The 20,897-nt window shown below is 66.9% G+C and carries 19 protein-coding genes and 1 pseudogene; 4 read left to right on the forward strand and 16 right to left on the reverse strand.

Translation table 11 applies throughout. From position 1 onward, the window contains the following. Positions 1–113: 113 nt before the first annotated feature. The 3 genes from NRG74_RS06905 to NRG74_RS06915 all read right to left on the reverse strand — a co-directional run bounded on the left by NRG74_RS06905 (position 114) and on the right by NRG74_RS06915 (position 3,745). Positions 114–1,406 carry an NAD(P)/FAD-dependent oxidoreductase gene (locus NRG74_RS06905; protein ID WP_257706125.1) on the reverse strand — a complete coding sequence of 431 codons (1,293 nt, stop codon included), beginning with the start codon at positions 1,404–1,406 and terminating at the stop codon, positions 114–116. 27 nt (positions 1,407–1,433) lie between these two features. Continuing rightward, positions 1,434–2,105, reverse strand: coding sequence for a haloacid dehalogenase type II (locus NRG74_RS06910; protein WP_064308769.1), 672 nt, complete (start codon positions 2,103–2,105; stop codon positions 1,434–1,436). 164 nt (positions 2,106–2,269) lie between these two features. Next, complete coding sequence (locus tag NRG74_RS06915) at positions 2,270–3,745, reverse strand: aldehyde dehydrogenase family protein (protein WP_257706126.1); 1,476 nt, start codon at positions 3,743–3,745, stop codon at positions 2,270–2,272. A 183-nt stretch (positions 3,746–3,928) separates the two neighbouring features. On the opposite strand from NRG74_RS06915, the gene NRG74_RS06920 reads away from it, so the two are divergent. Continuing rightward, positions 3,929–4,774: a GNAT family N-acetyltransferase gene (locus NRG74_RS06920; protein WP_257706127.1), complete on the forward strand. Its 846-nt coding sequence runs from the start codon at positions 3,929–3,931 to the stop codon at positions 4,772–4,774. A 21-nt stretch (positions 4,775–4,795) separates the two neighbouring features. On the opposite strand, the gene NRG74_RS06925 is transcribed toward NRG74_RS06920, so the two are convergent. The 11 genes and pseudogenes from NRG74_RS06925 to hmgA form a co-directional block, all read right to left on the reverse strand. After that, positions 4,796–5,575, reverse strand: a complete 780-nt coding sequence (locus NRG74_RS06925; protein ID WP_257706128.1) for an ABC transporter permease — start codon at positions 5,573–5,575, stop codon at positions 4,796–4,798. After that, a complete protein-coding gene (locus tag NRG74_RS06930; protein WP_017639912.1) occupies positions 5,572–6,393 on the reverse strand; it encodes an ABC transporter ATP-binding protein in 822 nt (273 codons plus the stop codon). The genes NRG74_RS06925 and NRG74_RS06930 overlap by 4 nt, the downstream gene beginning before the upstream one ends. Beyond that, positions 6,393–7,430, reverse strand: coding sequence for an ABC transporter substrate-binding protein (locus tag NRG74_RS06935; RefSeq protein WP_257706129.1), 1,038 nt, complete (start codon positions 7,428–7,430; stop codon positions 6,393–6,395). Before NRG74_RS06935 ends, NRG74_RS06930 begins: the two co-directional genes overlap by 1 nt. 145 nt (positions 7,431–7,575) lie before the next feature. After that, positions 7,576–7,869 (reverse strand): annotated as a pseudogene (locus NRG74_RS06940) (ABC transporter permease); the annotation flags it as partial. A gap of 58 nt (positions 7,870–7,927) precedes the next feature. After that, complete coding sequence (locus tag NRG74_RS06945) at positions 7,928–8,332, reverse strand: hypothetical protein (protein ID WP_257706130.1); 405 nt, start codon at positions 8,330–8,332, stop codon at positions 7,928–7,930. A gap of 80 nt (positions 8,333–8,412) precedes the next feature. Next, complete coding sequence (locus NRG74_RS06950; RefSeq protein ID WP_257706131.1) at positions 8,413–9,549, reverse strand: glycerate kinase; 1,137 nt, start codon at positions 9,547–9,549, stop codon at positions 8,413–8,415. A gap of 83 nt (positions 9,550–9,632) precedes the next feature. Continuing rightward, entirely contained in the window at positions 9,633–10,727 is a 1,095-nt protein-coding gene (locus NRG74_RS06955; protein WP_257706132.1) for a CdaR family transcriptional regulator, read from the reverse strand. Between the two features lie 94 nt (positions 10,728–10,821). Beyond that, positions 10,822–11,901, reverse strand: a complete 1,080-nt coding sequence (gene hppD, locus NRG74_RS06960) for a 4-hydroxyphenylpyruvate dioxygenase (RefSeq protein ID WP_017639920.1) — start codon at positions 11,899–11,901, stop codon at positions 10,822–10,824. 136 nt (positions 11,902–12,037) lie between these two features. Further along, positions 12,038–12,676 carry a maleylacetoacetate isomerase gene (maiA, locus tag NRG74_RS06965; protein WP_257706133.1) on the reverse strand — a complete coding sequence of 213 codons (639 nt, stop codon included), beginning with the start codon at positions 12,674–12,676 and terminating at the stop codon, positions 12,038–12,040. Positions 12,677–12,820: 144 nt separating this feature from the next. Further along, the gene (fahA, locus tag NRG74_RS06970) at positions 12,821–14,119 is read right to left on the reverse strand and encodes a fumarylacetoacetase (protein ID WP_257706134.1); all 1,299 of its coding nucleotides are present in this window, start codon (positions 14,117–14,119) and stop codon (positions 12,821–12,823) included. Beyond that, positions 14,116–15,450: a homogentisate 1,2-dioxygenase gene (hmgA, locus tag NRG74_RS06975; protein WP_257706135.1), complete on the reverse strand. Its 1,335-nt coding sequence runs from the start codon at positions 15,448–15,450 to the stop codon at positions 14,116–14,118. The genes fahA and hmgA overlap by 4 nt, the downstream gene beginning before the upstream one ends. A gap of 86 nt (positions 15,451–15,536) precedes the next feature. Here hmgA and NRG74_RS06980 point away from each other — a divergent pair, with 86 nt between their 5' ends. Next, on the forward strand, positions 15,537–16,310 hold the full coding sequence (locus NRG74_RS06980) for an IclR family transcriptional regulator (RefSeq protein ID WP_257706136.1): 774 nt from the start codon (positions 15,537–15,539) through the stop codon (positions 16,308–16,310). A 174-nt stretch (positions 16,311–16,484) separates the two neighbouring features. After that, positions 16,485–17,516, forward strand: a complete 1,032-nt coding sequence (locus tag NRG74_RS06985; protein WP_017639925.1) for a GGDEF domain-containing protein — start codon at positions 16,485–16,487, stop codon at positions 17,514–17,516. A gap of 63 nt (positions 17,517–17,579) precedes the next feature. On the opposite strand, the gene NRG74_RS06990 is transcribed toward NRG74_RS06985, so the two are convergent. After that, positions 17,580–19,175, reverse strand: a complete 1,596-nt coding sequence (locus NRG74_RS06990) for a methyl-accepting chemotaxis protein (RefSeq protein ID WP_257706137.1) — start codon at positions 19,173–19,175, stop codon at positions 17,580–17,582. Between the two features lie 234 nt (positions 19,176–19,409). Between NRG74_RS06990 and NRG74_RS06995 the strand changes: the two genes are divergently transcribed. Beyond that, the gene (locus tag NRG74_RS06995) at positions 19,410–20,600 is read left to right on the forward strand and encodes an MFS transporter (protein WP_064308780.1); all 1,191 of its coding nucleotides are present in this window, start codon (positions 19,410–19,412) and stop codon (positions 20,598–20,600) included. Here NRG74_RS06995 and NRG74_RS07000 read toward each other — a convergent pair. Continuing rightward, positions 20,597–20,860, reverse strand: coding sequence for a hypothetical protein (locus NRG74_RS07000; protein ID WP_257706138.1), 264 nt, complete (start codon positions 20,858–20,860; stop codon positions 20,597–20,599). The two genes, NRG74_RS06995 and NRG74_RS07000, sit on opposite strands and share 4 nt — an antisense overlap. Positions 20,861–20,897 lie beyond the last annotated feature (37 nt).

Genomic DNA, 20,897 nt, shown 5'->3' on the forward strand with positions numbered 1-20,897 from the left:
AAAAAGGCTGAGGAAGCGGAGTTTACGAGCGGTAAATGAGCATTCCGACCGGCTGGCGATCCAGGCCTTTTTCAACGAAGCATCACCGAGCGCAGGCACTTTTCGTACAGAACCTAGTGCAGGCGATCCTGGACCCGGTAATACAACCCCACCAGCGGCAGGAACCAGGGCTTGCCGAAGTGGCCGGGGATGGCCGGCCAGTCCAGCACCCGCCAGGGGTTGGACTGGCTGCGCCCTTCCAGCACCTCGGCCATCACCCGGCCCATGTGCACCGCCATCTGCACGCCGTGGCCGCTGTAGCCCATGGCATAGAACAGGCCGTCCTGCTCGCCGGCGCGGGGCAGGCGGTCGGCGGTCATGTCCACCAGCCCGCCCCAGCAATAGTCGATGGGCGTCTGGGCCAGGCTGGGAAACAGCTGCCCCAGGGCGGCGCGCAACACGGCGCCGCTCTTGGCGTCCTGGCGTGGATCGGACAGCGCGAAGCGCGCCCGACCGCCAAAGATCAACCGGTGGTCCGGGGTGGTGCGGAAATAGTTGCCGATGATGCGGCTGGTAACATAGGTGCGGCGGTTGGGCAGCAGCTCGTCCAGCTGCGCCTTGGGCAGCGGCGCGGTGGCGATGATGAAGCTGCCTACCGAGGCGATGCGCCGCCGAAACCACTGGAAGGGGCCGACCCGGGCATTGCCCGTCGCCACCAGCACCTGGCGGGCGCGCAGCTCGCCCTTGGCGCTGATCACGCGAAAGCTGCCATCGGGCAGCCGCTGCAGATCGCTGACCGCCGCGCCTTCGTAGACCTGGGCGCCACGCCGGACCACCGCCTCCGCCAGGCCCACGCCGAACCGCCCCATGTGCATCTGGGCGCCATTGCGCTGTAGCAGACCACCGTGGAAACCATCGGAGGCCACCTCGATCCGCACTTGGGCGGCGTTGAGCAGCTCCACGTCCGGGTCCACCTCCCGGCGGATCAGCTCGCAGGTACGTGCCAGGTTGTCATAGTGCTGCGGCTTGGCCGCCAACTTGAGTTTGCCGGCCTTGTGGAAATCGCAGTCGATACCCTCCTCGGCGATCACCGCCTCCACGCTGGCCACCGCATCGGCATAGGCCTGGTAGAAGGCCCGCGCGCGCTCGGCACCCAGGCTGGCGTGCAGCGCCGCGTAGTCCTGGGCGACGCCGGTGTTGCAGTGGCCACCGTTGCGCCCGGAGGCTTCGCCGATCACCCGTCCGGCCTCCAGCACGGCCACGCTGGCACCGCGCCGGCGCAGGGCCACCGCCGCGGAGAGCCCGGTGAAGCCGCCGCCGATGACGGCGACATCCACCTCGCCCGCCACCGGCCCCGGGGTGGCCCCGGTAAAGCCCGGCGCGGTCGCCAGCCAGTAGGAATCGGACGATGCTGGGCCAAGACTCATGGGCGGGCGCTCCGGCAGTTCAGGGTGTTATTCGAGACCGACCACAGCGGCCAGGCCGCCGATGTCCTTGATCTCGGTGTTGCGGTAGAACGGCGTGCTCGGCTCGTGGCCACGATTCACGAATACCTTGTTCTGGATGTTCATGTAGTCGGCCGGGATGAGGTCGTAGCGAAAGCTCGACGACACATGCAGCACGTCTTCCGGACCGCAGCCGAGGTTGTCCAGCATGTATTCGAAGGCCTGCAGGCGCGGCTTGTAGGCCTGGCCCTGCTCGGCGGTGAAGACCCGGTGGAAGGGCACGCCCAGCTTGTCGACGTTGGACATGATCTGCTCGTCGGCGGCGTTGGAATAGATCACCAGCGGGATCTTGTCAGCGATCTTGGCCAGGCCCGCGGTCACGTCCGGATGCGGCCCCCAGCTCGGCACCGCCTCGTAGTAGGCATTGGCCTCGGCGTCGGTGAAGGAGATGCCCCAGCGCTTGCAGGTGCGCTCCACTGCCGCGTACAGCACCTCCGAATATGGCTTCCAGGCGCCAAGCACCTCGTCGAAGCGATAGCCGTTGAAATCCTTACAGAACTGGTCCATCGCCTCAGCTGGAATGCGGTCGGCGAACATCTCGCGGGCCATGTCGGACATGCGGAAACGGGTCAGGGTACCGTAGCAGTCGAAGGTGATGTACTTGGGCCGAAAGGCGGTCATGGCAAGGGTCCTTTGACGAGGGTCGGGAGTGAAGGCCGGGACATTGTTGGCGTCCCTGGCACGCATTACAGCATCGGTGGGCCTGACAGTTGTCCGCTTTCAGGCGACGTGGGAGACAGAAAAAACCGTTTTAGCGGTAGGGCCCAGCATTGTTTGCGGCAGCCTCAGGAATGCTCCAGGTCGATCAGCACGCTCTTGCTGCGCAGGGTCGCCTCGTAGGCGGCGCGGCCCAGGTCCTTGCCGATGCCGGACCTCTTGTAGCCGCCGGTGGGAATGATCCAGTCGTGGCTGCGGCCATAGCGATTGACCCAGACGGTACCGGCTTCCAGCGCCCGCGTCAGGCGCAACGCTCGCCCCAGGTCGGCGGTGTGCACCCCGGCGGCCAGGCCGTAGGTGGGATGGTCGGCCAGGACCAGCGCCTCGGCTTCGTCGTCGAACACCTGCACGGTCAGCACCGGACCGAAGATCTCTTCGCCCACGGCGGGATTGTCCGCGCCGACCCCGGTGATCAACGTCGGCTGATAGTAGGCGCCGCCCAGCCCCTCCTCCAAGGCGCCGCCAACCAGGATCTCTGCGCCGGCCGCCTGGCTGCGGGTGACGATGTCCTGGATACGTTGGCCCTGGCGCTGGGAAATGATCGGCGACAGCGTCGCTGCTGCCGACCAGGTAGGCCCGGGACGCAAGTCGACGAAGGCCGCGCGGATGCCTTCCAGCATCGGCTCCAGGGCGGCGCGCTGCACCAGCAGCCGCGAACCCGACACGCAGACCTGGCCGGCATTGCCGGTGATGGCCGCTGCCACGCTGCGGGCGGTCCGTGCCAGATCCGGCGCATCAGCGAACACCAGCTGCGGACTCTTGCCGCCCAGCTCCAGGGTCACCGGCTTGGGGCCGCTCTCGGCGCAGGCGGTCATGATGGCGGTGCCGGTACCCGTGGAGCCGGTGAAAGTGACCTTGCCGATGCGCGGATGCCGGCACAGGGCATCGCCGGTCACCCGGCCATCGCCCTGAACCACGCTGAGGATGCCGGCGGGCAGCCCGGCCAGCGTGGCCAGCTCAGCCAGGCGCAGGATGGAAAAGGGCGTCAGCTCCGACGGCTTGATCACCACCGCATTGCCGGCCGCGAGCGCCGGCGCGATCTTCCAGCCGGCCATGCTCAGCGGAAAATTCCACGGGGCGATGGCGCCCACCACGCCATAGGGCTCGGTGATCTGTAGGCCCAGGTGACTGGTGGCGGTGGCCGCCACCTCGCCGCCGTGCTTGTCGGCGAATTCGGCGAAGAAGCGGATGCCCTCGGCCACATAGGGGATGTCCCAGGCCAGCACCTCGCGCAGCGGACGGGTCGAGCCCACGGCTTCCAGCGGACCGAGCACCGCGCCATCGGCCTCCACCAGATCGGCCCAGCGGCGCATCACCCGCGCCCGTTCCCGGGGCGGACGGCTGGCCCAGTCACTGGCCTTCCAGGCGCGCCAGGTGCCTTCCACCACCTCATCTACCAGATCCGCCGAGGCGCACGGCAGCCCGCTCTGGAAGCCGCCATCGGAGGGCCGGAACACCTCCAGCTCGGCACGGGCATCGCGGCTGCGGCCGCCGATGAAATGGGCACAACGAACCGCAACTTCTCTGGGGTCGAACGAGGCCATGGCGCGCTCCGCTAGGGCTGTGGGCTTGGCCCCATGCTAGGCCGGCGGACCGCCATCTTTTGCCGATCTGGCCCGGACCTTCGGCGCCTCACGCCGCTGCACCCGGCCATCGGCAACCGAATCTGCCGTCGCGTCTTGCTAGGCTGACGTCTGCATCAGCCAGACCCGAACCGGAGCCCTGCCGTGTCCCACGCCACCCTGAGACCCCTGCGCGAAACCGACCTCGCTACCGCCTACCGCCTGTCCCAGGCGCTGCACTGGCCTCATCGGCCGGAAGACTGGCAATGCCTGTTCCATACCGGCGAAGGCCTGGCGCTGGAGGACGACCAGGGGGTGTTCGGGACCGGCTTCTGCGTCCCCCAGGGCGATTACGCCACCATCGGCCTGGTGATCGTCGCCGACAGTCACCAGGGCCAGGGCCACGGCCGCCGCCTCATGGACGGCCTGATCGGCCTGGCGGGCACCCGCACGCCGTTGCTGGTCGCCACCCTGCGCGGCGCCCCGCTCTATCGCAGCCAGGGCTTCGTCTCCTACGAGCGTATCTATCAGCACCAGATCGCGACGCTGCCGGCCATGGACGACCAGCGCCACCCGCTGGAAAGCCAGGTTCAGGAGCTGACGCTGGCCGCAGCTCCCCAGCTGCAGGTCCTCGCCCAGGCCGCTACCGGCCTGGACCGCACCACCTTGCTTCAGGAACTGCTGCCACAGGCCGAGCGCATTGTCGGCCTGGAACGTGGCGGCCAGCTGCGCGGCTTCGCCTTGTTGCGTCCTTACGGTCGCGGGTTGTCGGTCGGTCCGGTGATCGCCGAATCCGCCGACCAGGCCAGGGCGCTGATCCTCGCCCTGCTGCGCCACGCCGAAGGGCGCTATGTGCGCTTCGACGTGACGGCTCGTAGCGGCCTCAATCCCTGGCTCAGCGAGCTGGGCATCCCCCAGGTCGACGAGGTCGAGCAGATGGCCAGGGGCGAGGCGCCGGTATCTCGCGATGGCCTGGATCAGTTCGCGCTGCTGACCCAGGCGCTGGGTTGATCCGCGCAAATCGAGCCGGGCTCAAGCACGCGCCGACAAGCCACGCCGCCAGCGCAGCAGCCGTGCTTCCAGCAGGGCCAGCACCGCATTGAGCGCCAGGCCCACCACCGCCAGCAGCAGGATGCCGGCGTACATGCTGGGGATCTGGAACACCTCCTGGGAGTTGAGGGTGAGAAAGCCCAGCCCCGAGTGGGCGCCGATCATCTCGGCGGCCACCAGCGCGGTGATGGAATAGGCGCCGGCCAGGCGGATGCCGGTGAAGATCGACGGCGCCGCCGCCGGCAGCACTACCTTGAGGAAGAGGAAGCGCCGGTTGGCCCCCATGGACAGCGCCGAATTCACCAGCAGCGCATCCACCTGCTTCACGCCGCTGATAGTGCTCAGCAGGATCGGCCAGAAGGACGCCCAGAAGATGATGGCGATCTTCGAGGCCTCGCCGATGCCCAGGAACAGGATGAACACCGGGAACAGCGCCAGGGCGCTGGTCTGGCGGAACAGCTGCAGCAGCGGATCGAGCAGCCGTTCAAGGCGGATGAACCAGCCCATCAGCAGGCCCAGGAGCACCCCTGCGCCTATGGCCAGCAGCAGTCCGGCCAGCGAGCGTAGCAGGCTGGCGCCGAGGTGCCGCGTCAGGCTGCCATCGCGCGCCAGGTCGAGGATGCTCTGCAGCACCACCGAGGGCGGACTCAGGTAGCCGGGGTTGACCAGGTCCAGCCGCGGCAAGGCCTCCCAGAGCGACAGGAACAGTAGGATGCCGAGGCTGCCGTCGAGCAGCCGACGGGAATGGCGTATCAGCTTCATGCGCCTACCTCCTGGCGTCGCGGTGCCGCTGACGGCACGGGTGCAGGCGCCCCGCGCAGGGCTTCCCAGGCCTGTTGGCGCAAGGCCGCGAAGGCCGGGGTGTTGCGCACCTCGGCCGCCCGCGGACGCGGCAGGTCGATGTCGAGCAAGCGGTGGACCCGCCCCGGGCGGGGCGTCATCACCGCGACCCGGTCGGCGAGGAAGATCGCCTCGTCGAGACTGTGGGTGATGAAGACGATGGTCTTGCGTTGCCCGTCCCAGATGCGCAGCAACTCGTCCTGCAGATGCTCGCGGGTCTGGGCGTCCAGCGCGGCGAAGGGCTCGTCCATCAACAGCACGTCCGGCGCATAGGCCAGGGCGCGGGCGATGGCCACCCGCTGGCGCATGCCGCCGGAGAGTTCGTGGGGATAGCGAGCGCCCTGCCCCTCCAGCCCTACCAGCGCCAGATACTCCCGCGCCGTCGCGAGCCGCTCGCGACGCCCCACCCCGCGAATCTCCAGACCGATGGCGATGTTGTCCAGCACCGAGCGCCACGGCAGCAGCGCATAGCCCTGGAATACCACGCCCTGATGCGGATTGATGCCTTGCAACGGTCGGCCGTCGATGGTCAGCTCACCCGCGCTCTTCTGCGCCAGACCGGCGAGAATGTTGAGGAAGGTGGACTTGCCGCAGCCGGAAGGCCCCAGCACCGCCAGGAATTCGCCCTGGCGCACCTCCAGGTCGAAGTCCTGCAACACCGGTACCCGCTCCTGGGCGCCGCTTTCGCTAAGGCCGTCATAGGCCAGCGCCAGGCCCCGGGCGACGATCTTGGCGCTCATCAGACGGTACCCCGGACAAAGGGATTGAAGGCATTGGTGTAGACGTCCTTGACCTGCACCGCGCCGGGCTTGAGCTTGCCTTCGTGTTCGAGGATATCGATGTAGTACTGGATCGGCGGCTCGGTGATGACCAGATCGTCGACGTAGGCGAAGCGCTCGACCAGTTCCAGCTTCATGCCCAGGCGCTCGGCGGTGATCTTGCGGGCGTCGTCGGGATGCCCGTTGACCCAGTTGGCCGCCTTGGCCAGCGCCTGGACCACGTCCCGCGCAGCCTCGGGATGGTCGCGCAGAAAGCGGCCATGGGCGCTGTAGGGCGCCATGCCGCCCAATCCCTCGTCCAGGTCGAAATCGCTCCACAGCTTGCGCAGGGCGGGATTGTGCTCGGCGCTGCCGGAGGTGGGCGGATGGATGATCGCCAGATCGATGTTGCCGGTGGCGAGCGTCTGTTCGGCCTGGACGTCCGGGACCACCACCCATTTGATGCGATCGACGTCCACGCCCTGCTGGCGCAGGTATTTCTTGGTGACGAACTCGGCGCAGGCGCCGAAGCTGTTGAAGCCCACCGTCTTGCCCTCGAGGTCCTTGGGCGTGCGAATACCCGAGTCGTCACGCACGAAGTACTTCATGTGCGGCGCTTCCTGCAACGTCTTGCCCCCGGCGGCCACCACCTTGAGGTCGAGGCCGCTGGCGATGGCGGAGATCACCAGCGGCACCATGCGCGTGCCCAGGTCCAGCTCGCCGGTGCCGACCAGCGGGATGATCTGCGGCGCGGCGACCTTGCCGACGTATTGGGGACGCGCCCGGGTACCCTCGAAGTAGCCCAGGGAGTCGGCGACGTAGACCAGATCGAAGGTGGGGTTGTCGGGGTAGCGGAACGGGACCACCTGATCCGAGCGCTGGCCGATCACTGCCGGTGCGCCGGCCTGGGTACCGGGTTTGTCGTCGCAGCCGAATAGGCTGGTACCCAGGGCACCCAAGGCGGTTACGGTGGTTAGCTGTCGAATGAAGCGGCGTCGGCTGAGTGGCTCGAGGTCCATTGGGGCTCCTGTCCTGGTTGGCAGCTCGTACGAACGGCTAGGCATGCTGCCCCAGGGTGGCGGACGACTCCAAAGACCCAGATTCTTTATGAATAGATCGAATGGTTAGACACCATAATCTTTCACTCTAACCATATTCTTTCCGCTATCGCCCGGGTAGGAAGCGTTGGTGCAATTGGCGCGCCAGTACGTCCAGGGTGAAGCCCAGCAGGCCGATCAGCAGCACCAGGGCCATCAGCTCGCCATAGGCCAGGCGGTCGCGGGTGTCGAGGATGTAGTAACCGAGGCCGGCGCTGACGCCGAGCATCTCGCAGGGCACCAGCACGATCCAGAGGATGCCGATGGCCAGGCGCACGCCGGTCAGCACCTGGCCCAGCACGCTGGGCAGGATTACCCGCCGCAGGATTTCCCGGCGGGTAGCGCTCAGGCTGTGGGACAATGACGCCGCAAACGGGACGGCTGCAAGTGACGGGCGCCCCTCAAGCGCAGCCCTCCTGCTAACGCCACTCGCACCCTGCCACGCGATTGCAGCTGGTGCGGGCGCGGTCGCCCTGGGAGGTGGAGAAGCGGCTGATGACGTTCCAGCCCAGCTGGCGGGTACGACCAAGCCAGAGGTTGCCATTGCTGGTCAGACCGCTGAAGAACTGCAGCCGCCCCAGGCGGGTGCTGGTCTGGGACCAGGAGAGGCCTGAGACCGGATCGTAGCCGCGCATCAGGGTATCGTTGCCCTGCACCGCCACCCCGTACCAGCCGCCCTGCCCGTCCTGGCAGCGCAGCACGAAGGCGCTGCGCACGCAGGTGTTGGCGGGTTTGAGACTGGGAATGTCCGCCTGGGCGGAGGACAACGGTAGCAACAGCGCCAGAGACAGCAGGCCGGTACGCAGGATCGCAGTCGGGGTCATCGCGGCAGTCGGTCGAGAGCGGGACGCCCAGCATGAGGCAAATCCCGCCACCCTGCCAGCCATGAACGAAGGCTCTGGCTTCAGCCTTTTGCCGTCCGCCAGAGCCGACCTATATCGCGCGCGGTGCGTTCCAGCAGCACCTCGGCCTGGGCCAAGGCTTCTTCCAGGCTGAGCGGTCCCGGCACCAGGCTGAAGGCGGCGGCGAGGCCCTGTTCATAGAGGGCGTCGTACCCTTCGCCCAGGGAGCCGGCCACCGCCACCACCGGCACGCCGTGACGCCTGGCCAGGCGCAGCACGCCCGCTGGGGTCTTGCCTCTCAAGGTCTGGCCGTCCAGCCGCCCTTCCCCGGTCAGCGCCAGGTCGGCGCCCATCAGCGCGTGCTCCAGACCCACCAACTCCGCCACCACCTCGATGCCGGGGCGGAAGGTCGCCTGGAGAAAGGCCAGCGCCGCGAAACCCACCCCTCCGGCAGCGCCGGCACCGGGTTGCTCGCGGACATCGCGGCCCAGGGTCGCGGCGGTGACCGTGGCGAAATGCGCCAGTGCGCCATCGAGCTGCAGCACCTGATCGGGCGAGGCGCCCTTTTGCGGTCCGAAGATGTGGCTGGCGCCCTGGGGACCGCAGAGGGGATTGTCGACGTCGGCGGCGATGACCACCTCCACCTCGGCCAGGCGTGGATGCAGCTGGCTCACGTCGAGGCGAGCCAGGTTGGCCAGGGCCGCACCGCCCGGCGCCAGCGCCTGGTCCCGCTGATCCAGCAGCCGTACCCCCAGAGCCTGGAGCAGGCCCGCGCCGCCGTCGTTGGTGGCGCTGCCGCCGATGGCCAGCACCAGGCGCTCGGCGCCGGCGTCCAGCGCGGCGTGCAGGAGTTCGCCCGTGCCCCGCGAAGTGGCCACCCGGACATCGCGACGTGCCTTGGGCACCAGTTCCAGACCGCTGGCGCTGGCCATCTCGACGAAGGCGGTGCGCTGCTCGGCCAGCCAACCCCAGCGGGCGGTCACGGGCTCGCCGAGGGGACCGGTCACCTGCGTCTGGCGCACCTCGCCACCGGTCGCGGCCAGCACGGCATCCAGGGTGCCCTCACCGCCATCGCCCAGCGGGCATTCGATGAGTTCGGCCTCCGGTAGCGCGTGGCGCAGGCCGCGGGCCAGGGCACGGGCGACCCCGGCGGCGGACAGGCTTTCCTTGAAGGAATCAGGGGCGATGACGATCTTCATGGGGCCGATTCTCCGTTGTTATGTGCCGAGTGTTTCGCGGATCGCTCAGCACAACAATAGGACAATTGCCCACCATCGACAGGTCAAGATCGTGAATTTGCCCAGTGCTGATCCAGCATCAGCAGGGCGCAATAGAGTTCGGCAGCCTCGGTGAAGCGCCGCGGATCCCGCCCGGTCAGCCTCTGGATCCGGTCGAGTCGATGGCGCAGGCCGTTGCGATGCAGCCCCAGCGCCTCGGCACAGGCCTGAGGGCTGGCGTCCTGGGCGAACCAGTTGCGCAGGGTCGCCAGCAACTGGCCATCCCGGTCGGCTTGGCGCAAGCGCTGCAGCGGCTCCAGCAGCCAGGTAGCGGGCAAGCACTCAGCCTGCCCCTGTAGCCAGGTGGGCAAGGCCAGGTCGTCCAGCGCTATCCGCACAAGGTCAGGTCGCAGTCGCCTGGCCACCGCCAGCAGATCCAGGGCCCGCTGGGTCGTCTCGGCCAGGCCGGTCCAGGGTCGCGGCGCAGGGATCCAGGCGCTGCGCCCCAGTGACCAGCCCTGCCCCGGCAGTTCCTCCAGCAGCGCCTCTGGCGCCTTCGCTCCGGGTCGATACCAGAGCCATTGCCCCTCCTCCCGTGGCAGGCACCAACTGTGGGTTACCCGCTGCTGCGCCCAGTCGCCAAAACCCGGTGCTGGCGCGGTGAACTCCAGCAGTAGCACGTCTCGTGGCAGCGCCGGCTGCAGGCCGAGCAGATTGGCGTGGCGACCCAGTTCGGCTGCCGCGCCCGGGGCGAGCAACTGACGCAACAAGGGTACGGTCATGCAGGTAGTCGCAGGCGGCTGCCCAGTGGCCTGTTCGATCAGCATTTCCGCGGTCAGGCGCAGGAGTTCGGCGGGCAGCCGCAGCTGCTCGGCGTCAGCCCCGGTTACGCCGAGAACGCCGACCAGCTCGCCCTGGCGATACAGCGGCAGGTTGATACCGGGCTGGGCACCCGCCAGCCGGGCGGCGGCAGTGGCATCCAGCGCCACCGCGCGGCCTTCGGCGATGACCTGGCGCGCCCCGGCATGGCGGGTGAACAGCCGCGCCGGATCACCCGAGCCGATGATCAGCCCGGACGCATCCATGACATTGACGTTGCCGGGCAGGATCCGCATGGCGCGTTCGACGATTTCCTGCGCCAGGGTCTGGCTCAGCTCCATGGCCACCTCTGAAGTTGGGGCGCGCCCTCGCGACGCGCCGTCACCTTAGAGGCGGCGCCTGCCGCCGGGCAAGCCGCCAGGCGACCGGGCGCCGTTACTCAGAGGTGCTCAGCACACCGCGGCGCACCTGGTCGCGCTCGATGGATTCGAACAGCGCCTTGAAGTTGCCCTCGCCGAAACCGGTGTCGCCCTTGCGCTGGATGAATTCGAAGAACACCGGACCCAGCAGGGTCTGGGAGAAGATCTGCAGCAACAGCCGGCGCTCGCCGCCCTCGGCACTGCCATCGAGCAGGATGCCGCGGGATTTCAGCGCGTCCACCGGCTCGCCATGATTCGGCAAGCGACCTTCGAGCATCTCGTAGTAGGTCTCCGGCGGCGCGGTCATGAAGCGGGTGCCATAGGCCTTGAGCCGATCCCAGGTGGCGATCAGGTCATCGGTGAGAAAGGCCACGTGCTGAATGCCCTCGCCGTTGAACTGCATGAGGAATTCCTCGATCTGCCCGGCGCCGCGGGAGGATTCCTCGTTGAGCGGGATACGCACCAGACCATCCGGCGCGGTCATGGCCTTGGAGGTGAGGCCGGTGTATTCGCCCTTGATGTCGAAGTAGCGCAACTCGCGGAAGTTGAACAGTCGCTCGTAGAAGTCGGCCCAGTAGGCCATGCGCCCGCGATAGACGTTATGGGTCAGGTGGTCGATCACCTTGAGCCCGGCGCCGAAGGGCTTGCGCTCCACCCCCTCCAGAAAGACGAAGTCGATGTCGTAGATGGAGCTGCCCTCCTCGAAGCGATCGATGAGGTACAGGGGCGCGCCGCCGATGCCCTTGATCGCCGGCAGGCGCAATTCCATCGGCCCGGTGGGCATGTCCACCGCCTGGGCGCCCAGCTCCAACGCCTTGGCATAGGCGTGGTGGGAGTCGCGGCAGCGAAAGGCCATGCCGCACACGGACGGGCCGTGCTCCACGGCGAAATAGGCCGCATGGCCGGTCTTCTCGCGATTGACGATGGCATTGATGTCGCCCTGGCGGAACAGCACCACGTCCTTGGATCGGTGGTTGGCGACGTGGCTGAAGCCGAGACTCTCCAGCACGGGCTCGATGACATTGGGAGTGGGCGAGGCGAATTCGATGAACTCGAAACCCATGAGGCCCATGGGATTTTCAAACAGATCGGCCATGATTGGCTCCTTGACGGTTGACGTGCGGACGTTGTCGATGACGCGGGTCAGCGTGTCGTCAAGGGTGGCGCGCAGGAGATTCCGCGTACGCTGCGGGCCAGGAAGTCACCGAGCAGGAGCTGGCAACCGAGGAACTTCACGAGGTCACCCGCTCCGGGCTATCCGCTTGCAGCACGGGGTGGGCTTGTTGAAAGGCGGGGTCAGCTGCGGCCAGGCTCTCCACGCGCAGCAGGCGCGGGTAGACCGACAGGTCCACCTGGAAACGCCGCGCGGCATAGAGCTGAGGCAGCAGATAGACGTCCGCCAGCCCCCGTTCGCCGAAACAGAATCCGCTATCACCGACCTGCGCCTCCACCGCGGCCAGACCTTCACCTATCCAGTGCGAAATCCAGTCGAGAACGGCCGGCTCGTCCAGGCCCAGACCGCGCAGGCGGTTGAGCACCGCGACATTGTGCAGCGGATGGATATCGCAGCCGATCAGCGCGGCGATGCCGCGATGACGAGCACGCAGCAGTGGCTCGGCTGGCAACAGCGGCACCGCCGGATAGCGTTCTTCCAGGTATTCGAGGATGGCGGGTGACTGGATCAGTACCTCACCGCTGTCGAGGCGTAGGCTGGGCACCCGGCCCTGTGGGTTGAGCGCCCGGTAGGCCGGCTGGCGCTGCTCGCCGTCCAGCAGATTGACCGGTACGGCGCGCCAGTCCAGTCCCTTCAGCGCCAGGGCAAGGCGCACCCGGTAGGACGAGGTCGAGCGGTAGTAGGTATAGAGGTCCATCAGGGCTGTCCTGTGGTCGCCGGTCGGCTTTTTATTATGCGTAAGTCAGTTACGTTGAAAGGAATCTGCGCGTGTCCGGCGGGCTTGTCAACGGCGCTCAGGTCAGGAGCCATCCCTGCTGAACGCGTCCAAGCCCGCCCTTCCCTAGCCTGCCGGCAGCACCCGTCCGCGGCACTCGCCGAAGCCGATGCCGGGCAATCCAGGCGTCTGGCAGCGGGCCCTGAAGATGACCTCGTCGCCGTCCTCCAGAAAGGTACGGGTCTCACCACCGGGCAGCTGTAGCGGCTGCTTGCCGCCCTGGGTGAGTTCCAGCAGGCTGCCGCAGCTGTCGGCATCCGGACCGGACAGAGTGCCCGACCCAAGGAAGTCGCCCGGCCTGAGGGCACAGCCGTTGACCGTGTGATGGGTCACCATCTGCGCCACTGTCCAGTACATGTTCAGGGTGTTGCTCAGGGCGATTCGCTGGGCGGGCAGCCCTTGCGCCTCCATGCGCGGCGTACGCAGCAGCACCTCCAACTCGATATCCAGGGCGCCCTGGGCCTGGTCGTGCTCGTCGAACAGATAGGGCAACGGCTGGGGATCGCCCTCGGGCCGCGCCGGTTGCGCCCGGCGATAGGGTGCCAGGGCTTCCACCGTGACCACCCAGGGCGACAGGGTGCTGGCGAAGCTCTTCGACAGAAAGGGCCCCAGCGGCTGGTATTCCCAGGCCTGGATATCCCGCGCCGACCAGTCGTTGAGCAGGCAGAAGCCAGCGATATGCGCTGCCGCGTCGCCAATGGCGATGGGCTCGCCCTGGGCATTGCCCGGCCCGATCCAGATGCCCAGCTCCAGTTCGTAGTCCAGCCGGCGGCAGGGTCCGAAGACCGGTACGTCCTGCCCGGGTGGCAGCGTCTGGCCCTTGGGCCGCTTGAAGGCCTCGCCGGAAACCCCGAGCGTCGAGGCGCGACCGTGATAGGCGATGGGCACGTGCTTGTAGTTGGGCAGCAGCGGATTGTCCGGGCGGAACAGCCGGCCGATCTGGGTGGCGTGGTGAATACCCACATAGAAATCGGTGTAGTCGCCGACCCGCGCGGGCAGGTACATCCGGCAGGCACCCTGGGGCACCAGCAAGTGTTCGCCCAATTCCTGCAGGTGCTCGCGTTGCGGATGATCGGCGCGCAGCAGCGCCTGCACGGCCTGGCGTAGGGCGACCCGCGCTTGCGTGCCGGCGGCGAAGAAGGCATTCAGTGTCGTCTGGCCGGCCAGCTCGGCGGCGCGCTGGGCCTCGCCCTGGAACAGGTCGGCTTCGAGGGCGAAACCGAGATCGAGGATGAAATCACCCACGGCCACGCCCCCACGGGGCGTCTCCTCGCCACGACTGAATACGCCCAGGGGCAGGTTGTGCAGGGAAAAATCCGCATGGCCGTTGGCCGAGGCCACCCAGCTGTGCAATTCGTGGGTCATGCCGGTTCTCCCGCGTTGGGCGCGACAAAGGTCTTGGCGAGGCCTGCCCAGCAGGCGTCGTAGTCAGGCTGCAGCAGCGGCGACGCCAGCGCGTGACGGGTCGGCCGCAGGACGCGAGCGGTCTCGAACATGAAGGCCATGGTGTTCTCGATCTTGTGCGGCTGCAGGTCGGCAGCGATGGCGTTCTGGGTGGAGACGTGGTCCGGCCCATGGGCGCTCATGCAGCCATGCAGGGAGGCGCCACCCGGCGCGAAGCCATCGGCCTTGGCGTCGTAGGCGCCCTGGATCAGCCCCATGAATTCGTTCATCAGGTTGCGGTGGAACCAGGGCGGGCGGAAGGTGTTTTCCGCCACCATCCAGCGTGGCGGAAAGATCACGAAATCGATGTTGGCCATGCCTTCGATGGCGCCGGGCGCGGTCAGCACGGTAAAGATGGACGGATCCGGATGATCGAAACTGACCGTGCCCAGGGTGTTGAAGCGGCGCAGGTCGTATTTGTAGGGCACGTGGTTGCCATGCCAGGCGACCACGTCCAAAGGCGAGTGATCCAACTCGGTTTCCCAGAGCTCGCCGAGAAATTTCTGCACCAACCGGGTCGGCGTCGTGACCTCCTCGAAGCGGGCCACGGGCGCCTGGAAGTCCCGCGGATTGGCCAGGCCGTTGCTGCCGATGGGGCCCAACTCCGGCAGGCGCAGGGAACGACCGTGGTTCTCGCAGACATAACCGCGGACCGCTTCGCCCTCCACCAGCTCCACCCGGAATTTCATTCCGCGCGGGATCACCGCGATCTCCAAGGGTTCGATACGCAGCAACCCCAGCTCGGTGAGCAGATCGAGACGGCCCCATTCGGGCACGATCAGCAATTCGCCATCGGCGTCGTAGAACACCCCGGTCATGCTGGCGTTGGCGGCATAGCGGTAGAGGCTGACGCCCTCGGCCTGGTCGCCCTCGGCAGTGGCGACGATCCGCTCCAGCCCGGCGAGGAAATCGGTGGGGGCTTCCGGGAGCGGCAAGGGATTCCAGCGCAGGCGATTGGGCGTTGCGCCACCCAGCTCGGCGCCGGTCAACTGGGCGACGCTGCGCTGAAAACGGCCGTGGGCGGCCGATGGCCTGAGTCGATACAGCCAGGAGCGCCGCGCCTCGTGGCGCGGCACGGTGAAGGCCGTCCCGGACAGTTGCTCGGCATAGAGCCCGAAGGGCGCCCTTTGCGGCGAATTCTGCCCGATCGGCAGCGCGCCCGGCAGCGCTTCGGTACTGAAGTGATTGCCGAAGCCGGACTGATAGGTCACGGGCGTTGCTGCTTGTTCTTGTCTGTTCACCTGAGCACCCATTATGCGTAATAGGTTTACGCAAAAAGTAAATTGAACCCAGGGGAGCGTCAAGCTATAACGCTGCCTTTCCCCATGCGATCGAGCAGATGACGAACATTCCAGAAGAAGTTGCCCCACGGCGGCAGAAGGTGCAGGCAGCCGAGGTCGGTACCGACATCCTCAAGGCCCTCGCCGAGCTGGCACCCGCTACCTCCTTGTCGCGCTTGGCCAGCCACCTGGACATGCCCGCCAGCAAGGTGCACCGCTATCTGCAGGCCCTGATCGCCAGCGGTTTCGCCGAACAGGATCCGCGCACCAACCATTACGGCCTTGGCCAGGCGGCGCTTTTCGTCGGTCTGGCGGCCTTGGGTCGCCTGGATGTGGTGAAGCTGGCGGCGCCGGTACTGGCCGAGCTGCGCGATGAGGTGGGCGAAACCTGCTTTCTGGCGGTCTGGGGTAACAAGGGGCCGACCGTGGTGCTGGTGGAGCAGGCGGTGCGCGCCGTCACCCTGGTGACCCAGGTCGGTTCGGTGCTGCCGTTGCTGGGCTCCTCCACCGGCCTGGTGTTCAACACCTTTCTGCCAGATGCCGAGACCGCGGCGTTGCGTGAAGAGGAGCTGTGCCAACCGGATGCGCCCGCTGCAGCGACGCTGGAAGAAACCGCACGCCAGTTGCGGGAAACCCTAATCCAACCGGTACACGGCCTGCTGATGGCCGGCGTCAACGCGCTCTCCGCGCCCTTGCTGGGTGCCGGTGGCCGACTGGCTGGGGTGCTGACCGTGGTCGGGGCCGCACCAGGCTTCAAGGCCGAGGCGGAAGGTCCTGCCACGCTCCGCCTCCACGCCGCTGCCCAGGCCATCAGCAGGCGTCTGGGCGGATAAGACAGACAATCTCAACCAACCGGACCCTGCCTTGAGCGCTGCCAGCGGGCGCAACGCTCCGCCTGATCCTTTCTATACTCCATTCGGCTAAAGGATGACCCAGAATGGCCGTTTGCCATTAAGCTTACTGTTAGCGCGTTTATTATTGGCGCACTGCTTTATGGTGACCCCTTCATGAGTGCTCTTTCCTACCGCGATCGCAACCAGGCTCTCAACGACTCCCTGGACAAATTCTGGCAAGTCGCCAAGCCCGTGGTCCAGGCGGCCATGGTGATTCATGTAGCGTTACTGGTCATTTTCGTCCTGCTCGACCAGATGCTGATGGCCTGGACCAACGTGATCAGCGTAGCGGCCTATGTGGGCTGCCTGATCGCCCTGCGCCAGCGTCGCTATCGCATCGCCAGCCTGACGATGAGCTGCGAGATCGTCGCCCACGCCTGGATCGCCACCTGGCAACTCGGCTGGGACAGCAATTTTCATTACTACGTGCTGTGCATCCTGCCCATCGTCATCTACAACTACCGCACCGCCCCTCTGCGGCATCTGCTGCTGGTCATCGGCATTCTGGTGACCCTGGCGGGTGGCTATCTGCTGCACACACCGGCGACCCTCGCCCCGCTGACGATGAAGCTGTTCGGCACCCTCAACATCATCAGTGCCCTGTTGTTGCTGCTCTACGGCACCGGTGCCTCCTTTCATCACAGCACCAAGATGCAATTGGACCTGCTGCATTCCGCCAGCCACGACAGCCTCACCAACCTCTACAACCGGCGGCGCATTCTCGACCAGGCCGAGAAGCGCAGCGGCGTGAGTGGCAGCCTCATCCTCTTCGACGTCGATCACTTCAAGCACATCAACGATCGCTTCGGCCACGACTGTGGCGACCTGGTGCTGCAACGCATCGCCGACGTCATCCGCCGTGAGGTTCGCCAGTCGGATCTGGCCGCGCGCTGGGGTGGCGAGGAATTCCTGGTACTGCTGCCCAAGGCCCAGAGCGAGGTAGCCTGGGGCGTGGCGGAGCGGATCCGCCAGCGACTGAGCGAGGTGACCCAGTCCCTGGAGCGCGGTCCCGCGCGCGTTACGGCGACCCTGGCCGTGTGCGAGATCCGCGACTGCGAAGCCTTCGCCAGCGCCCTGGAGCGCGCCGACCAGGCGCTCTACCGTGGCAAGCAGGAAGGCCGCGACCGGGTGATGCTGGCGGCCTGAATTCGGGCTCGCCCTAGGCTTAGTACGAGAAGTGCCTGCGCTCGGCGACGTTTCGTACAGAACCTAGACCACGAAGCGCTGCAAGGCAGTGTGCAGATCGGCAGCCAGGGCGGAAAGTTGCTGGCTGCTGGCGCTAGCCTGCTGAGCGCCGGCGGACGTCTGGGTCGCCGCGTCGCGGATCAGCGTCAGATTGCGATCGACCGCCGCGGTGGTGGCGGTCTGCTCTTCGGTGGCCGCGGCGATGGCGTCGTTGCGCTGGCCGATGGCGGTGATGGCCTGGGTGATGCCCTCCAGCACCTGCCAGGTCGCCTGCGCCTGCTCGCGGGTGTGGCTGGCCTGGATCCGGCTCTGGTCGAGGGCGACCACGGTCTTCTCGCTGACCTGCTGCACACCGTCGATCAGGCCCTCGATCTCCCGGGTGGACTCGCCGGTACGCCGCGCCAAGCCACGCACCTCATCGGCCACCACGGCGAAGCCCCGCCCGGCATCACCCGCACGGGCGGCCTCGATGGCGGCATTGAGCGCCAGCAGGTTGGTCTGCTCCGCCACGTTGCGGATGACGTCGAGCATCTTGCTGATGCCCTTGGACTGCTCGGCCAGGTGATCGGCCTGGGTAGCGGCTTCATCCACGTTACCCACCAATTGAGTGATGGCGACCAGGGTCTGCTGCACCTGTGCCTGCCCCTGCTTGGCCTGATCGACGCAGCGCCGCGATTCGGCGGAGGTGGATGTGGCGTGCTCGCACACCGACTGCACCGCCTGATTGAGCAGATTGACCGCATCCGCCGCGTGCTGGATATCGGTCGTCTGCTGCTCCAGGTTGCGGCTGCTCTCATCCATTACCGCGCTCATCTGGGTCGAGGCCGAGGCCAACTGCTCGGAGGCATTGCCGGTATGGGCCAGCACCTCGCGCAGATTGCCTTGCATGCGCTCCAGTGCCAGCAGCAGCATGGCCGCCTCGTCGCGTCCTTGGGGCTGGATGGTCTGCCGCAGGTCACCCGCGGCGATGCCGGCGGAGATGTCCAGTGCCTGCCGCAGCGGCTGCACCACGCTCCGGGTCAGCCACCAGGCCAGCAGCAGCAAGAGGAGAATGGCGCCGCCAATGACCGACCAGACGATGGCGCGGGCCTGGAGGAACTGGGCATTGGCCACCTCCTTGGCCTGGGCGGCGCCCTGCTTGTTCAATTCGCGCAGGAGCTGCACCTGCATGTCCATCAGGTCGCCCTTGAGGCCAACCACGGTATCCAGCTGCATCCGCGCGGCCGGAAGCTGCTGCTGCTCGATCAAACGCACCTCCTCGCGCAGTCCTTCCACGAAAGGCAGGTAGGCCTCGTGCAGGGCCTTGACCGAATCCCGCTCGGTCGCATCGGTGATGACCGGCTCATAGTCGCGGAACAGTTGGTCGGTCTCGTTGACCAGCTGCTCCAGGGTCACTCGGCTCATGGCCACGGCGCCCGGGTCTTCGGCGTTGAGCAGGACCACCGAGGCCTGGTTGCGCAACTTGCCGAGGTTGATCGCCAGGGAGTCGGCGATGGCGATGCTCGGCAACCAGTCCTGTTCCATGCTCAGGGCCTGACGACGCAACTGCTGCATTTCCCATAGCGAAAAGCTGCCCAGCCCGGCGAGCAGGACGGCGGCGAAGGTAAAGGAACACAGCATCCGCGGACCGGTCTTTAAGGCTCTCAGCCAGGAACGACGCGACAGACGACGAAATGGAGCGAGGATACGGCGCATGGAAGGTCACTGCAAAAAGACGTTCGAGTCAGCAGTCTAGGCAAGGGAGATGTCGGATTGATTGCAAAATACTGGCGCCAAAAAACAAATCAGACGATTGCGGTGAAGAAGGGTCGCCGCTAAGGTCCGCCTCCTCCTTTCCGGTCGGTGCAGTCCGCCATGTCCGTCGTTTCCGCCAAGGCCTCCACGTCCCACATCCTGCTGCTCGGCGTCGCTCAGATCCTCGTCTGGGGTGGTTCCTTCTTCATTCTGGCCGTGCTCGCCGATCCGGTGGTTCAGGAGACCGGCTGGTCTCGCCAATGGGTCTATGGGGGGCTCTCGCTCGGGGTCCTGGTGTCCGGGTTGCTGGCACCCGCTTGCGGACGCCTGATCGCCCGCCAGGGTGGCCGCACGCTGCTGTCGCTGAGCGGACTGGGCGTTGCCGCCGGCCTGACGCTGATGGCCTGCGCCCAACATCTGCCGGTGTTCCTGCTGGCCTGGGTGGTGATGGGCATCGGCATGGCCGCCGGTCTCTACGATGCACTGTTCGCCACCCTGGGTACCTGCTACGGCGCCCAGGCTCGCTCGGCGATCAGCGGCATCACCCTGGTATCCGGCTTCTGTACCGCCATCACCTGGCCCATCGCGGCCTTCATGGTCAGTCACCTCGGCTGGCGCGGTGCCTGCCTGGCCTATGCGGCCGTTCTCTTGCTGACGATCTGGCCGCTGTACCGGCGCGCCCTGCCCGCGCCAGCCCTCGCCGCCCAGGCACCACGGCCAAGTCAGGTGGCGCCGGAGGTAGCGGTAAACCGTCTGCTCTATACCGTGCTCACGGCGCTCTTCACCCTGGGCGCCGTGCTGATGACGGCCATTTCCATCCAGCTGATCACCCTGCTGCAGGGCCTTGGCTACAGCCTGGCGAGCGCGGTGGCCCTGAGCGCCTGCCTGGGGCCGAGCCAGGTGGCCTCGCGGATCATCGACCTGCTCAATCGCAATGGCCACCCCCTGTGGACGGCCCTGGCCTCGGTGATCTGCACGGCAGTCGGTCTGCTGCTGGTGACCCTGGGGCCGAGCCTCGTCTGGGTGACGGTAGTGGGTCTGGTGATCTTCGGCGCGGGCAATGGCCTCAGGGCGATCATTCGCGGCGCCTTGCCCCTGGCGCTGTGGAGTCCAGCCGAATACGCCACGGTCCTGGGGCGGATGGCGCGCCCGGCGCTCTTGGGCCAGGCGGCCACGCCCCTGCTTTGCGGTTATGTGCTGGAGCACCAAGGTCCGCAGGCAGTGCTGGGATTGCTCTGCCTGCTGGCGCTGATCAACGTGGCGCTGGTCGCCTGGTTGTTCAGGACGCTCCTTGGCCGTGGCGCCGCCTAGTCACAGGCGATTTCCAGAGGGACCAGGCGCAGTTTGATACCGGTACGACGCAGGGTGAGGATATCCCCCTCGCGTTGGCCGACCTCGTCGCCCAGGGTGCTGCGCAGCGTTTCGTCGAGCAGCTGCGCATAGGTCCGGGGATCCTCTTCCTGGCAACTCTTGGCGATGTGCAGCTCGCCCTGCAGCAACTTGCCCGCAGTGCGACCACTGGTGAGGTCCACGAGCAGGTAATCTTGATCGAGCTGGTAGGTGAAGGTCATGCGAATTCCCCGGCGGCTGTAGCCATGGGAACCGTGT

Source organism: Pseudomonas oryzihabitans (assembly GCF_024652905.1).
Taxonomy (GTDB): domain Bacteria; phylum Pseudomonadota; class Gammaproteobacteria; order Pseudomonadales; family Pseudomonadaceae; genus Chryseomonas; species Chryseomonas benzopyrenica.

Excerpts from the sequence above, each read along its gene's own strand:
- NRG74_RS06905 (WP_257706125.1), bottom strand. The coding sequence starts at position 1,406 with ATGAGTCTTGGCCCAGCATCGTCCGATTCCTACTGGCTGGCGACCGCG.
- NRG74_RS06910 (WP_064308769.1), bottom strand. The coding sequence starts at position 2,105 with ATGACCGCCTTTCGGCCCAAGTACATCACCTTCGACTGCTACGGTACC.
- NRG74_RS06915 (WP_257706126.1), bottom strand. The coding sequence starts at position 3,745 with ATGGCCTCGTTCGACCCCAGAGAAGTTGCGGTTCGTTGTGCCCATTTC.
- NRG74_RS06925 (WP_257706128.1), bottom strand. The coding sequence starts at position 5,575 with ATGAAGCTGATACGCCATTCCCGTCGGCTGCTCGACGGCAGCCTCGGC.
- NRG74_RS06930 (WP_017639912.1), bottom strand. The coding sequence starts at position 6,393 with ATGAGCGCCAAGATCGTCGCCCGGGGCCTGGCGCTGGCCTATGACGGC.
- NRG74_RS06935 (WP_257706129.1), bottom strand. The coding sequence starts at position 7,430 with ATGGACCTCGAGCCACTCAGCCGACGCCGCTTCATTCGACAGCTAACC.
- NRG74_RS06945 (WP_257706130.1), bottom strand. The coding sequence starts at position 8,332 with ATGACCCCGACTGCGATCCTGCGTACCGGCCTGCTGTCTCTGGCGCTG.
- NRG74_RS06950 (WP_257706131.1), bottom strand. The coding sequence starts at position 9,549 with ATGAAGATCGTCATCGCCCCTGATTCCTTCAAGGAAAGCCTGTCCGCC.
- NRG74_RS06955 (WP_257706132.1), bottom strand. The coding sequence starts at position 10,727 with ATGGAGCTGAGCCAGACCCTGGCGCAGGAAATCGTCGAACGCGCCATG.
- hppD (WP_017639920.1), bottom strand. The coding sequence starts at position 11,901 with ATGGCCGATCTGTTTGAAAATCCCATGGGCCTCATGGGTTTCGAGTTC.
- maiA (WP_257706133.1), bottom strand. The coding sequence starts at position 12,676 with ATGGACCTCTATACCTACTACCGCTCGACCTCGTCCTACCGGGTGCGC.
- fahA (WP_257706134.1), bottom strand. The coding sequence starts at position 14,119 with ATGACCCACGAATTGCACAGCTGGGTGGCCTCGGCCAACGGCCATGCG.
- hmgA (WP_257706135.1), bottom strand. The coding sequence starts at position 15,450 with ATGGGTGCTCAGGTGAACAGACAAGAACAAGCAGCAACGCCCGTGACC.
- NRG74_RS06980 (WP_257706136.1), top strand. The coding sequence starts at position 15,537 with ATGACGAACATTCCAGAAGAAGTTGCCCCACGGCGGCAGAAGGTGCAG.
- NRG74_RS06985 (WP_017639925.1), top strand. The coding sequence starts at position 16,485 with ATGAGTGCTCTTTCCTACCGCGATCGCAACCAGGCTCTCAACGACTCC.
- NRG74_RS06990 (WP_257706137.1), bottom strand. The coding sequence starts at position 19,175 with ATGCTGTGTTCCTTTACCTTCGCCGCCGTCCTGCTCGCCGGGCTGGGC.
- NRG74_RS06995 (WP_064308780.1), top strand. The coding sequence starts at position 19,410 with ATGTCCGTCGTTTCCGCCAAGGCCTCCACGTCCCACATCCTGCTGCTC.
- NRG74_RS07000 (WP_257706138.1), bottom strand. The coding sequence starts at position 20,860 with ATGACCTTCACCTACCAGCTCGATCAAGATTACCTGCTCGTGGACCTC.